The sequence below is a fragment of the Bacillus sp. FSL W8-0519 genome (genome assembly GCF_038005585.1).
Taxonomy (GTDB): domain Bacteria; phylum Bacillota; class Bacilli; order Bacillales; family Bacillaceae_G; genus Bacillus_A; species Bacillus_A paranthracis.
Window position 1 is genome coordinate 2,892,861 of the sequence record NZ_JBBOTL010000001.1, and the last position, 14,366, is coordinate 2,907,226.

The window sequence follows — 14,366 nt, forward strand, 5'->3', positions numbered from 1 at the left end:
TCATAGGAGTCTTTTTATACTTCTACGTTACTTTTTAAATTGAGGCGTTTTTCCCTGCTTCAATCTCTAATGACTCTTCATGCCACCAAAGTGTTTCTTCAGGATCTTCTTTAGCAATTTGGTGTGCTTCTTTTTTCGATTCTACTGTAGGATATGAACCTTTTAGCGCACGTCCTGATGTTGTAACGAATAGTACACTAAATACAACTAATCCAATAATACTTACACCTGTTAAATAAAATGCCGGTGCAAGCGGGTTACCGGTTGCATGAACTAAGTATGAACATACAAGTGGTGTTGTACCACCAAATATCGATACAGAAATATTAAATGAGATTGAAAGTGCTCGATAACGTACATCAGTGAAAAAGAGTGATGGTAATAATGAAGGTAATGTTCCTTCATATACACTTAGGAAGAAACCTAATACGAAAATACCTGCAAATATAGCTGCAATATGCCCGTTACCTATTAGTAAAAATGCTGGAATTGCAAATACAGTTAAACCAAGTAAACCAATTTGCACGACGCGTTTATTACCAATTTTATCACTTAATTTACCGAAATATAGTGCTAGTGGAATCATAAGTGCCATCGTAATAGAAATAATTAGTAAGCCTGTTGTTTCTTCGACTTTAAGTACTTGAGTTAGATAAGAAGGAATATACGAAAGAATCATATAATTTGTAATATTAAAGAAGGCGACAATTACTGTGCTTAATAAGAAGTCTTTTTTGTGATATTTCATAATATCCATAAATGAAAATTGTTCATTGTCTTCAGATTCCTCTTGTGCTTTTTCCATCTCTTCAAAGATGGGAGATTCATCTAAATGACGGCGTAAGTATAAACCGACCAAACCAATTGGTGCAGCTATTAAGAAAGGAATACGCCAGCCCCAGCTGAGCATTTGTTCATCTGTTAACAATAACGTCAAAATGGTAACAATTACCGATGCAGCAATGTAACCTGAGAGTGTTCCAATTTCAAGACCACTACCGAGTATACCACGCTTTTTATCTGGAGAAGATTCTGCGATATAAACCATTGCTCCTGAATATTCGCCGCCTGTAGAGAAGCCTTGAATCATTCGGGCAACTAAAAGTAGTATTGGTGCCCATACACCAATTTGTTCATAGGTTGGTAGTAATGCGATGAATAATGTAGAAAGTGCCATTAAAATAATAGTAGTACTTAACACGATTTTTCGGCCGTACTTATCTCCTATTCTACCAAAGAATACACCTCCGATTGGTCGAACGAGGAAGGCCGCTGCAAATGTACCGAATGTAAGTACAAGTTGCAATCCACTATTATCAACACCTGAGAAGAATAATTGACTTAAAATTACCGCTAAATACGCGTATAATCCAAAGTCAAACCACTCCATTGCGTTCCCAATACCAGTAGCAACGACTGCTTTCCTGGCTTGTTTAGGATTGACAATATTAACGTCTTGAGGTTCAAAATTTAAATCATTATTTTGTTGCATATAATAAAACAGCTCCTTATTTAATTTAACTTCTTTAAGCACACCTTCTCTTATTGAATAAAATTAATTCGAAGCACTTAAGGAAAATTAACGTCTCCTTATCTGTTATTATTGTTTCACATAATTAATTATTTGTCCAATGAGATGCTCTCTAGGTTAAGTAATTTACTATTTTAAAAAGCTGAAGAAGCCGCTAAAATAGCGACTTCTTCAGCTTTTTATATTTTTTTATATTTTTTTAAATACTTGCTGTAGCAGCTATGTTATGAATACAGGAAATAAACTCATAAATGAATGCGTCAATTTCCTCTTTCGTAATAATATACGGCGGAAGTAATCGAATAATATTCCCTTGTGTTACATCGACCAACATTCCTTTACTCATTAACTCAATCTGTAATTTCTTCACATTTTCATTCGTGTCATTCACACTTATCCCAAACATCATCCCCGCATGACGCACTTCCTGAATATAATAAGAATTTTCTTTCTGAATGTCTTGCAGTTTGTCATTCAAATATAGTGACGTTTCATATGCTTCTTGCATTAAACCATCGTCAAGTAATGTATTTAATACAGTTAAACCTAAAGCCGTTCCCATTGATGAATGAGCAAATGTGGTGCCGTGATCTCCTGGTGCAAATACATCACATAACTTTTCACCTACAATAATTCCGCCAAGTGGTATCCCGCCTCCTGCTCCTTTACCAATTTGAATAATATGTGGTGTAATATTGAAATTTTGATAAGCAAATAGTTTTCCTGTTCTCCCCATACCACTTTGAACTTCATCAACGATAAGTAGTACATTATATTTCTCACATAAATTTTGAACACCATGTAAATATTCACCCGATAATGGATAAATTCCCCCGCTTCCTAATACAGGTTCTAACATAATTGCAATTGGATTTTCATGAATTATTGTCTCTTCTAATTGCTCTATATTCTCGCGCTCAACTTCATATACTGGGATCGATGTTTTCGGGAAATTTTGATATACACTTTCTTGTCTTGTAAAATGAAGTGCCCCCAACGTACGCCCGTGGAAACTATTCTTCAACACTACAATTCCTTCACGTTCTTCATGCATAATAGCTCTATATTTATCAATTAATTTCAACGTCGTTTCTGTCGCTTCCGTACCTGAGTTTGTAAAAAAGACCTTTCCGTTTTTTAAAGAGCAATCAACTAATTTCTTTGCATATTCAATCGCAACTGGATTTAAAAAATGAAACGGTAAATGCAACGACTTCGTAACTTGATCCATTGTTGTTTGTACGATTTTCGGGTGATTGTATCCTAATACATTTACTCCGACACCAGAAAATAAGTCTATATACTCTTTACCATCCACATCATACAGTTTACACCCTGCTCCTCTTTCTATCGCAAGCTTTGTACGACAGTACGTTGACATCATATACTCTTTATCTAATTGAAACCAATCCGACATGTTACATTCCTCCTAGTTATTTTCCCTGTTTTATTTATGTTCATTTTCTATAAAGTCATGTATAAATTCATTTTTAAGATTGAAATTTTAATAGTAATGTTCTTCCCGATATTCATTTTTCCATAATTTCTTCTATTTCAACAGGTCCACTACATACGCGTTTTTCTCATCTAGCGGTCTGTAACTAGTTTGAACTTAGCGTGTTATACATAATCAAGGCTATAAAATCATATTTAGTAAAAATGGACGAAAAAGATTTGGAGGCTATATTGATGAATGAACACTATGATAAACAGAGACAATCTTTACTAAAGAAAGACTTTAATGATAATGGAGAACGTAATGAACAAGCAATCCTTCACTCTCAAACAGTTGGTTCACGTGGACCTGTTCTAGAGCAAGATAGTGTGCTTCACGAGGCGTTACAACAATTTATTCACGAAAAAATTTTAGAAAGACCTGTTCATGTAAAAGGATTTGGTGCGTTCGGTTATTTTCAAACAATCTATCCAATGCCCGAACATACTAAACTAAATTTCCTACAAAATGCTAATGAGAAAGTTCCCGTTATGGTGCGATTTTCATTAGCTGTTAGCACGAAAGGAACACCTGATACTTCTAGAAATGTACGCGGTTTTTCTACAAAATTTTATACAAAAGAAGGTATTTTCGATCTATTATGTAATCACATTCCTGTCTTTTCTGTACGCGATCCGATGCGTTTCCCTGAAACCATTCAAGCGTTGTCACCTTCACCTAAAAATAACTTATTAGACCCTAATAGATTTTGGAGCTTTGTCGCTAGAGCACCTGAATCCATACATTTCGTTGTCCGTTTGTACTCTGATAATGGTACGGCCAAAAGCCTTCGCCACATCCCAGGACATAGTGTAAATACATATGTTTGGAGAAATGCAGAAGGCAATCGAAAGTATGTAAAGTATCATTGGTACCCATTTGAAGGTGTACAATTCATTACTAGCGAGGAAGCAAATAAACTGGCTGCCGAAAACCCTGATTATAGCGGCAAAGATTTATATGATGCAATTGCAAACGGTAAACCAGTGGAATATGGTTTATATGTCCAGCTCATGGACCCGAAAGATGAAGCGCATCTTTCTTACGACCCTTTAGATGATACAAAAATATGGGATGAAAAAGCGTATCCTCTTATACCAGTCGGCAAAATGGTATTAAATAAAAACCCTGAAAATTATATGGAACAAGTAGAAAAAGTCGCTTTCTCCCCTTCTAATTTACTTGACGGTGCTGAATTATCAGATGATAAAATGTTGCAAGGGCGAGCTAACATTTATAGTGATTCTCAAAGAAGAAGAATTGGTCCTGAATTTCGTAAATTAGCAATTAACCAACAGCAAGATTGGAGACCTGCTAATCAAATAACGAGCGGTGACGAAAGGTACGTTGAAGGTAAAATTGAGAGAACTTCTATATCGAAACAAGATGACTTTACGCAGGCTGGTGAATTTTATTCGAAGTTAAAACCGATAGAAAAAGAACATCTTGCAGAAAACTTAGCTGGTGATTTGAAAGTTATATCTGATGATATTAGAAAGATAGTGTTAGAGTATTTTCATAACGTGTCAGCTGATTTGGTGAAGAGGATTGAAACCAAGATAGAAAAATAATAAGAAGTAAGAACGCATCGACTTTTTTCATAAAAAAGAGCCATTTATCTAACCTTTTTTAGTCAGCTAAATGGCTCTTTTTTATTTTTTCACCACATTATATCTTTTCAGAACTACACTTCCGAATTTATTAAATATCCGATCCATCAAGAAGCCCATCAATCCAAGAATAACAAGACCGACAAAAATCCAATCTGTTTTGAAATATAACCTTGCATTCCAAATCATATAACCAATTCCTTCATTAGCTGCAACCATTTCAGCTCCAACAATGGCCATAAATGAGGATCCCATTGCAAGCTTTGCCCCCGTATAAATATAAGGAAGTGCTGCTGGTATGATGACATGGAACATAATTTGCCATTCTGATGCTCCCATACTTCTCGCTGAGCGAATTTTATCTTCTTCAACAGCTTGCACACCGGTAATTGTGTTAATCGTCACAATAAAGAAAGTTGCATACATAATGAGAAAAATTTTAGATTGCTCTCCAATACCAAACCAAAGCATAAATAATGTTATAAAGGCAAGAGGTGGAATAAAGCGAATAAAATTGATAACTGGATCAAATAGCGCTCTTAACCATGGGATTCGGCCAATTAATAATCCTACCGGAATGGCTACAAGATTCCCTAAAATCCATCCAGCTATTACTCTTAAAAAACTAACTCCTATATATATAAATAAGGAACCATTTTGACTCAGTTCAATTGCTCCATACAAAACTGCTATCGGACTTGGCAAAAATTGCGGATCAGAAAATTTCGCTACAACACTCCATATCGTAAGGATAAGTATCCAAGCGATAATTCCACTTTGTAATAGCTTCTTTTGTAAACCAATCTTGAAATTATTTGTTTCATAAATAGTCTCTTTTCTTGCAATCTCATCTTTCAACACGCTCATATTTGGACCTCCTTTCAATCAAAGTGTGATTGAATCATTTGATAATAGTAATTAAATTCTTTATCTGTAAATGTTCTCGGATACGGTAGTGGAATATCGTAAATCTTTTCAATTTTTGAAGAAGGTCCTTTAGACATTACCCCTATTCTTTGCCCAAGTAATAGAGCTTCTTGAATATCATGAGTGACAAAAATAATCGTTTTGTTTGTTTCTTTCCAAATTCGAATTAACTCTATTTGCATTGTTCTTCTAGTCATTGCATCGAGTGCTCCAAATGGTTCATCCATTAATAAAAATTGCGAGTCATTGGCTAACACACGTGCTAATTGAACTCTTTGTTTCATTCCTCCAGAAAGTTCTCTTGGATATTTTCCTTCATGCCCATCTAGTCCAACAAGTTTTATATAGTGAGAGGATATATCATTTCGGGTCTGCTTTATCATTTTTTTCATTTTTAAACCAAATTCAATATTTTCTTTAATTGTTAGCCACGGAAAAAGCGCTGCGTCTGCTTGTTGAAATACGACGCCACGATTTCTATCAGGCTTAATTACCTCTTCATTATTGACTATTAGTTTCCCTGATGTCTTTTCAACAAATCCAGCAAGCATACTTAATAACGTAGATTTTCCACATCCGCTTGGGCCAAGTAATATAAAAAATTCACCATTCCCAATTGTTAAATTTACATCTTCTAAAACAAATTGTTCGTTATTAAATGATTTAGATAACCCAGAAATAGAAATGGCCACAGGAGATTTCAATACTTCTTTTTCACTTACTGTACTCACCATACTTCACTCCTATTCTATTTATAAGTAACAGATTCAGGGAAAGCTTTTTTAAGTGCTTCAAGATTAATTTTATCTTTCAATTCATATTTATCTTTCAGTTTCCCTTTCTCTTCTAACCATACTTTCATATCTTCTAAATGTTTTGCGTCCTCCTCTGTAAATCCAAGAACATAGTTTTGTCTTTCAATATCTTTTAACGCATCTTTCTCTGGTAGTTTCAATTGCTCAAAAGCAAGCTTAGCGGTTTCTTTTTTATTGTTATCTACATATTTAATACCTTCAGATAAAGCCTTAAGTGTGTTTTCAACGGCTTTTGGATTCTTCTCGACGAATGATCTTTTTGCTAGTAAATAGCTGTCAATTGTAACGCCTGCACTTTCTAAATCACCTAATTTTGTTACACCTTTTATATTTTTAAATTTATCCTTTAATGCACCAGAACTCCAAACAGCATCTATATCACCATTTTTCATTCCTACAATAGCTTCGTCTGGTGTACTATATGGAACGAAGGAAATATCCTTTTCATTAATATGTTTCGCTGCCAAATATTTCGCCCAAACATACTCCGTTACAGTCCCTTTAGGTACGCCTAACTTTTTACCTTTTAAATCATTTTCTGTTTTAATCCCCTCTCTAACTAGAAGCTCATTGTCTTTTGATGATTTTTCATTTCCTCGCGTAAGTGTTGAAATTACGACCATATCCCCTTTTCCTAACGAATTTAAAAGCGCATAATCAGCAGCAAGACCTGTATCAGCTTGTTCCGTTAATACCGCATTAACTGTATCAATTCCATAAGCAAAATTCGATAGTTGAGCTTTAATACTATTTTTCTCAAAATAGCCTTGTTTCTCGGCAGCTCTAAACTGAAAAGATCCACCAGCAGCTGTATCTATAGCCATTTTCACCGCGGCCGTTTCTTTTCCATTACTTTTTGTCGTTCCCGCATTTTCTTTTGAAAAGTTTGAGCATCCTGCTACAGCTAAACTAGTAACCATTGATAAACTTAAAAATAAAGGCTTTAGTTTCACCATTTATCATTCCTCCATAACAATTTGTTCAAGCTTGAAGTAAGATTTGTTTAACCGAAATATTACGTTGAATTATTACAAATAAAGAAATGGAAACGTTTTGTCATATAACAAACCTATCAAGTTCATTTTAATAAGTGGGGGAAATGACTCTCCCCACACTTTAAATTACTAACGTTAATCTCGTATTTTATTTATTTCTTCCAATGTCGCTACACAGAAATCTCCGGTGCCGTAAGATATTGTTCCTTCGACTGTCACAACAGATTCCGTACCAGCTTCTGCAGCATTCGGGACTCTAAATGCTGCTATATCAAGAGGAGTAATTTCTTTCTCCTCTGGTTTTTCTAGTTGAGGTACCCACTCATACGGTACACGATACGCACGGTAAACCATATTGGAGTTTCTGTTATTTTTATAAGGTGAAATATATTCCCATACAAGCTCATGCTCACGAGTAACTTCAAAAATCCGACCATCTGCTCCTTCTGTAATCAATGTATTTCCGTTTGGTAGCCTTTGGGCAGAACTAATATATGGACTGTAAAATCGATACGAATCTAAAGGAGCTTGATATCCAGCTTCAGTTGGCGTATATTGCCACTCAATTTCTAAAGTTACTGGATTAATTTCTAGAATCCTCGAGTGATCACGAACAGCATTTTTGGAACCGTATGGAGATGCAGGGTTTGGAAGACCGTATCCTGCCCAACCACCATTATCAAATACAAGTAAATTCCCTTCTCCAGGCAATCCTTTCGGAATGATATGTGCATGATGTTGTCCAATGATCCATCCTAAATGCTTAACATCTGGGCTAGAATAATCAGGACCGAGTTTCCAAACTATATTTCCTGTCTTCTTATCAATAATGGCAATTATATTTGACTCCCTAGCATCCCAAATAATATTTTCAGGATGAAAACGTTCATCTCCTTGGTCATAAAACTTATTCGGACCAATTGTAGACATAGAATTTATATGCATCCAATCTCCATCCGAATTACCACCAAAGGATCTAATATTAGGATTACGGAATAGTACATTTTTAGCACTTTCATCAAATCCAAGTTCTTCAAAATGATCACTGACAGCCCACTCCCATATAATATTCCCTTCCCAATCTACCTCAATAATGACATCATCTAATAACGGCTTATCGGATATATTCGGATTATGTACATTTTTGTGTGCTAAAATTAACGTATTTCCACCATCTGTTTTCGGTTCTAATTCTGGTGCATAGTAACCCACGGGATTTCCCTCACGCTGATAATCATGATGAGCTCTAGCCATCCACTGCGGATCATGGCCTGGGTCTTCAATGTGTTCCAGACGGTTAAATCTCCAGACTATGTTTCCTTCCCAATCTACTTGAACTAAATCTACTTCATCTTGAAAACCGTACTCAGGATCTCTTTGTGCTGTATGACCAAAAACATATCCGCCTGGTAATAACTTATTTGGAAATCCACGCAGTCCTTTCCATAAGTGTACTTCCTTTCCATTCATATCAATTAATAACGCACCATGATCTGCAGCTTGATAAATTGTATAACCACTCCAAGCTTTCCCGGGATTATATACTGTTGCCCCTGTTGGATAAATTGTTGGATGTCCCATTCTTTCCACTCCTATTCATATTATTAATAAGTCACCTTTTAACAGTTTGAATTTTCAGACCTAAATAACTAGAGTAATAGTATTCTTTGTTATTCCTCTGTATTCTCATTGCTTAGTTTCATAATTGTATCCGAAAGGTGTTCTAAATTATGGGCTAAGCGTTTAAAAACTTCGGTCTGCACTTGTAATTCTTCTGTTGAAAATCCATCGAATAAAACAGACATAAAACTTGTTCTTATTTTATTATTTCGCTTTATAAATTTCAGGCCATCTTCAGTAATATCAAGTAAAGTGATTCGTCTATCTTCCTGATGACGTTTCCGAATAGCCAAGCCTCTTTCTTCTAACTTATCGCATAATGCCGTAATCGCTCCTGATGTAAAATCCAGTTCTTCTGCTAAATCAGTTAGACGCTGCTCACCATCTCGAATAATTTTGTTTAATATTAAGATGCCCGGCAACATAATACCTTCAATCTTAATTTTGTCACGTTCCTTTACAAACTTACGGACCATTTTACGAAACAACCAATCTGTTTCTTCGATTAATGTTGGCATCGTTTTATTCATATCTCCTCCGCTCCTTGCTCTATGAATAATACAAAAAGGCACGAACACATTTCAAAATTATGAAATGTATACGTGCCTTTGGTTATCCAATCAGCTATTCAATTTGTTTTAGCATTAAAATAATGAGTGGTAAAATAAGTAATATCCACATATTAATCCATTAATTCCTATGCGTCAAGTATGTTTTAAAAATATATTTTCCTAATTTATCTATTTGTTCTCGTTTAAGGTTATTTTTGAGGTTATTTATATGTAACCCTATTTATAACAATACATCTAAAATATAAAACTCCCCCACTTTACATAACTACTGTAGCGGAGGAGTTCTTTCTAATATTACTTTATCAAATTCACCGGCGAAGCAACTACCTGTCCACTTTTCACATCATATAGCCCTATAGGCGTTACCCGTATAAAAGGCAAGTGCGTCGCAGAAAAGAATAAAATTGTAAATGCTGGATCATCATACGCGTAGCCACGCTCTTGTAGTAATTTCACCATCTGTTTCTCTTCCTGTATTAATTCACTCATTTTTAAATTAGACATAATTCCGAGCAATGGTAATGCGATTTCATGTAATACTTCATTCTTCTCAGCTATTACCATTCCCCCGCCAAGCTCTTTTACTCTATGAAAAGCTATAAGCATATCTTCTTTTCTTTTTCCGATAAGAATGATGTCACCTGTACCAGAATAAGAGCTAGCAAGCCCACCTAGTTCTTTCGCAAAACCTTTCACAACTGTATTCACTCGCCAACTGCCATCACGAGCAATCATCATAAGGAAACATTCATCATGATCTGTGGACAATTCATTACATTCTATGTTGATTTTACTAGTATATGGTTTTGTAATAACGTTATTTAATAAGTGTATACCCGTTTTATTAGAGAAAATCATATCCTCTTTTTCTATGGACCAATCTAATGATAATGGAGTTACTTTACATTTACTCCAGTCTATATGTAATGCTTCATGCGTATTTACACCGTCACGCTTCACCCATTTCCCCTTTGCAATAACGCTCGCTGGTACTGGGTTTTCTTTACTTTCTAAAATATTGATATTTGCAATTCTCCCTGTCCCAATCGAACCATGTATATGCTCCATATTATAATAACGAGCAATATTATAACTTGCCATATGATATGCATCTATTACTGGAACACCTTGCTTTATAGCAGTAGTAATCATTACATTCGTCATTCCGTTTTCATAAAAGGACGGATGAGAACCATCTGTTGTGAAAAAGAATCTATCAAATTGCTTCACACCTAATTCCAGTAGTTCTTTTAATAAAACTTCTAAATCTGGTCGGATGGAAGAGTTTCGAAGAGAAACAGTGTAACCTTGCATAAGACGAGTTAACACTTCTTGCCCCGTCATTGCTTCATGATCACAGTCTGTACCTAACAGTTTTAATTTTACTAACGTTGCTTCAGATGCTCCTGGGAAATGTCCTTCTACTTTTTTCTGTAATCGCTTTGTTTCCTGCACCCAAGTTAGCATTTCATCATCGCCATGTAATAATTTTGGCCATGCTGTTAGCTCTCCTCCTTGAAGAACTGCTTCATGCTGTAGCCATTCTATTATTTCTTCATTATTAAATAAAGATTCCCCATTTTGCAATTCAGTTTGTCCATCAAAACGGCACCACCAATACATACTAGCTGGAAGCTTTTTAAATTCATCTAATAAATGAAATGATTCCTCACGCTTTAATGTGAAAAATAGAGTTAAATTATCATTAATAAAAGTTGTTGTCCCAAATTGCATCGCATGATTCGCTAACGTCTCTGGATTATATAATTGATATGGATGTGCATGCGGTTCTATGTAACTAGGAACGACATACTTTCCATCACAATCAATAACTTCACATTCATGTAGTTGCTCTGGTAGTTTTTCTCCTACATATATAATTCTGTCATCATAGATCCAAATATTTGCTTCCATCCATTCACGTATATAGGAATTTAAGTATGTTGCGTTCTTTAATAATTTATGAGGACTTCTTGTACCGTCTATTATTTCAACATGTTCTCGTAATTGCTCGTTACTCCATCTGAACTGATTTTGTCCCAATGTATTTCACTCCAATGCCATATTAGTTAAGACGAAAAATAATTAATTAACTAAACTATTTTCTATTTAAGTCCACTCAATATATACCACTATTATATTTAACAATCATAAAAATTACAATTTTCGGAATATAAATCGTTTTATTGTTCACTTCTTCCTCATTTGAACATGAACATTTCTGTGAAGTTGTTTTACTGGAACCTTTGAAAGAATAATGAATATTTTGCAAGGGCAAAAACGTATTTTTTAACAATGGATGTTCTTTTCAGGATAGAGATGGGATTCAAATAGGAGACAATTGTATAATCGGTATGAATGTTACAATTGCCACACTTAATCACGGGCTAACTTTAGAAACAAGAAACACGACATACGCCTCCCCTGTTACAATTGGTGAAAATGTATGGATCGGGTCTAGTGCAACCATACTTCCTGGTGTGACACTTGGAAACAATTCAGTTATTGCTGCAGGTGCAGTTGTTACAAAAGATGTACCTGCAAACATTGTCGTTGCAGGAGTGCTCACAAAAGTTGTGAAAGTAATTCATAGCAATTAAAAACATTCTAGATTTTTCAAATGCAAACAAGCTACTTTTATTGAAATTTGCTTTACTGCTTATATATTTATTTTATCACTCTTGTTAAAAATTTTATTTCTTCTTGTGAGAAGAGAATGTACCTATATATTTTTCTATACAGCAATAAAAAGACTTATAGAATGATTCTATAAGTCTTTTACTATAAGGAATTAACCTATACTTATCAATTAACAAATTCAAAAACCAAAAGGTTCGCTATGAATAAAGTTCTAAAAAATAACTATCCACTCTAATTATCAATCATTTCATAATAGTCTATTAATCCCTCTTACTGCCTCATAGCCAAAATATATTCCAAACATAATTAAAACAATTCCTGCTACTATAGAAATCCATTTCATTACTGTATGATTAATAAATCTTCTACCAAAATGAATAGATGTAGCCATAAATATATCCCAAAGCATAATCCCAGCAAAAATGGCTGCACTATACCATAAAGCTTGTTCTTTTCCAATAGTATTCATAGCACTAGTTAGAACTGATCCATATATCCCTATCCAAAAAATAATATTTAATGGATTAGAAATTGCGATAGCAAACCCCGATAGAAAAGATTTTAAAGGATGTTCTTTTTCACCTGATGAAATATATTGAACTTGTTTAGTAGCTTCTTTCATGCTTTCATAGCCTAAATAAATCATCGTTACAAAACCAAAAATCCAAATGCAGAGCTGGGCAACTGGAGTTGTTAAATAAGTCGAAATACCAAAGTAAATTAAAAACATCATTACAACATCTGCTGACATTGCTCCAACTCCTACTAACCATGCACTCAAAAAACCATTTTTTATTCCTTTATTTATTTGAGCAACATTAATCGGACCGACTGGTGCAGACAATGAAATCCCTAATAATATATAACTGAATATCATGCTAATCATTTTTCTTCAACCCCGTAATAGGACATCTCATTACACTTTCTTCATTTGTTTCTGGTAACATATATTGTTTCCATTCAAAGGTTTCTTTTATTCCGTAATCCCCTATATCTGGATGCATTGGAATATCATCATATGCTAACAAACGTTTTCTAATCACTTTCCGTACTTGTTTCCCTTGTTTTGTATCACCTGTAATATCATCTAGAGTACCTCGAGGTTGTAACGTAATTTCAAGGCCGGTTCCTGTATATCTACTTTTTCTCTCAGAATATATTGGAGCCCTACAAACGACAAATATAGGTTCACCACCAAAACAAAATTCCCATTTAGCGTTATAAGGATCTATTGGTATTTCTGCATTCCATGGCTCCGGATCATTTCTCATTAAAAATTGTAATACATTCCAAAATTGTTTTTTGTATTCTTCAGCCAGTAATTGTTTATTAGATGGTTTAAAAAATATTACTAAAGTAGTTCTCTTTGCAATTTGTTGATATGTTTTAATATATTCATAAATCCCATCTCTTAGTTTGAACAATTCATTTTCATCATAAGCCGATTCAGAAAATATATATCTAGACCAACCATGTTTCTCAGAATCTACTGCAAAATAACACGGAAATGGTTTAGATTGATCTAAAATGCTATCGTGAAAATTATTGAAAGATATAGTTTTCCACTCATCTAAAATCCCTTTATTTTGTTCTTCAATTATTCTCTTTTGATCGTATAAATACATTTTTGTAGTTGGCATTACTAAAATCCCCCTAATATATTTATGATCTTTTCTCATATATTAAAATATTATTCTCAACAATATTTAAGATTTTATTTATACTTTTTGTAGGTATTTCAATTGTTATCTCAGGTATACCGGGAGATAACAAAAATTTATTATAGTTATAAATTTTTCGATCTATAATAAGTGTGATTTCATCTGAATAGCCAAATGGAGATACACACCCTGGAACACAAGAAGTTTTTTCTATTAACTCCTCGGCTGAACAAATAGAAATCTTTTTTCCAACCAAATCTTTCATAAGTTTTGAATCTAATTTTTCTCCTTCAACAGTTACAAATATGTAATAGTTATTTGATTTATCTTTTAAAAATAAACTTTTACTGGGTACACCTTCTAATTTAAACCTTTCTCTAATTTTTCTATCTGTTTCATAATCTAATATTGGCTCATGTGTATATTGTGTATACGATATAGCCGCTTCTTCTAACAGTTCTACTACTTGTTTATACATATTTATCCTTCCTTTGATTTCA

The 14,366-nt window shown here is 34.2% G+C and carries 13 protein-coding genes; 2 read left to right on the forward strand and 11 right to left on the reverse strand.

Annotated elements, in window-relative coordinates; translation table 11 throughout:
* Positions 1-34: 34 nt before the first annotated feature.
* A complete protein-coding gene (locus tag NST14_RS15215) occupies positions 35-1,492 on the reverse strand; it encodes an MFS transporter (protein WP_001186942.1) in 1,458 nt (485 codons plus the stop codon).
* A gap of 238 nt (positions 1,493-1,730) precedes the next feature.
* On the reverse strand, positions 1,731-2,948 hold the full coding sequence (locus tag NST14_RS15220) for an aspartate aminotransferase family protein (RefSeq protein ID WP_061536730.1): 1,218 nt from the start codon (positions 2,946-2,948) through the stop codon (positions 1,731-1,733).
* A 272-nt stretch (positions 2,949-3,220) separates the two neighbouring features.
* On the opposite strand from NST14_RS15220, the gene NST14_RS15225 reads away from it, so the two are divergent.
* Positions 3,221-4,597 (forward strand): catalase, encoded by a 1,377-nt coding sequence (locus tag NST14_RS15225; protein WP_103102618.1) that lies wholly within the window; start codon positions 3,221-3,223, stop codon positions 4,595-4,597.
* 81 nt (positions 4,598-4,678) lie between these two features.
* Here NST14_RS15225 and NST14_RS15230 read toward each other — a convergent pair whose 3' ends face one another.
* The 6 genes from NST14_RS15230 to NST14_RS15255 all read right to left on the reverse strand — a co-directional run bounded on the left by NST14_RS15230 (position 4,679) and on the right by NST14_RS15255 (position 11,608).
* Positions 4,679-5,503, reverse strand: a complete 825-nt coding sequence (locus NST14_RS15230; protein ID WP_000114663.1) for an ABC transporter permease — start codon at positions 5,501-5,503, stop codon at positions 4,679-4,681.
* Between the two features lie 14 nt (positions 5,504-5,517).
* Positions 5,518-6,297 (reverse strand): ABC transporter ATP-binding protein, encoded by a 780-nt coding sequence (locus tag NST14_RS15235; protein WP_000255349.1) that lies wholly within the window; start codon positions 6,295-6,297, stop codon positions 5,518-5,520.
* Positions 6,298-6,311: 14 nt separating this feature from the next.
* Positions 6,312-7,334 carry an ABC transporter substrate-binding protein gene (locus NST14_RS15240; RefSeq protein WP_109629738.1) on the reverse strand — a complete coding sequence of 341 codons (1,023 nt, stop codon included), beginning with the start codon at positions 7,332-7,334 and terminating at the stop codon, positions 6,312-6,314.
* A 174-nt stretch (positions 7,335-7,508) separates the two neighbouring features.
* Entirely contained in the window at positions 7,509-8,954 is a 1,446-nt protein-coding gene (locus NST14_RS15245) for an aryl-sulfate sulfotransferase (RefSeq protein ID WP_000509954.1), read from the reverse strand.
* An 89-nt stretch (positions 8,955-9,043) separates the two neighbouring features.
* The gene (locus NST14_RS15250; RefSeq protein ID WP_001044428.1) at positions 9,044-9,523 is read right to left on the reverse strand and encodes a MarR family winged helix-turn-helix transcriptional regulator; all 480 of its coding nucleotides are present in this window, start codon (positions 9,521-9,523) and stop codon (positions 9,044-9,046) included.
* Between the two features lie 336 nt (positions 9,524-9,859).
* Positions 9,860-11,608: an adenine deaminase C-terminal domain-containing protein gene (locus NST14_RS15255; protein ID WP_229142781.1), complete on the reverse strand. Its 1,749-nt coding sequence runs from the start codon at positions 11,606-11,608 to the stop codon at positions 9,860-9,862.
* A gap of 218 nt (positions 11,609-11,826) precedes the next feature.
* On the opposite strand from NST14_RS15255, the gene NST14_RS15260 reads away from it, so the two are divergent.
* A complete protein-coding gene (locus NST14_RS15260; protein ID WP_103102615.1) occupies positions 11,827-12,165 on the forward strand; it encodes a DapH/DapD/GlmU-related protein in 339 nt (112 codons plus the stop codon).
* A gap of 287 nt (positions 12,166-12,452) precedes the next feature.
* Here the strand turns inward: NST14_RS15260 and NST14_RS15265 are convergent, their stop codons facing one another.
* Genes NST14_RS15265 through NST14_RS15275 form a run of 3 tightly spaced genes read right to left on the reverse strand, consistent with a single transcriptional unit; the run spans position 12,453 to position 14,344 of the window.
* Positions 12,453-13,091, reverse strand: a complete 639-nt coding sequence (locus NST14_RS15265) for a LysE family translocator (RefSeq protein WP_000624905.1) — start codon at positions 13,089-13,091, stop codon at positions 12,453-12,455.
* Positions 13,084-13,845: a YqcI/YcgG family protein gene (locus tag NST14_RS15270; protein ID WP_001143350.1), complete on the reverse strand. Its 762-nt coding sequence runs from the start codon at positions 13,843-13,845 to the stop codon at positions 13,084-13,086. The genes NST14_RS15265 and NST14_RS15270 overlap by 8 nt, the downstream gene beginning before the upstream one ends.
* Positions 13,846-13,867: 22 nt before the next feature.
* Entirely contained in the window at positions 13,868-14,344 is a 477-nt protein-coding gene (locus NST14_RS15275; RefSeq protein ID WP_000278064.1) for a YbaK/EbsC family protein, read from the reverse strand.
* Positions 14,345-14,366 lie beyond the last annotated feature (22 nt).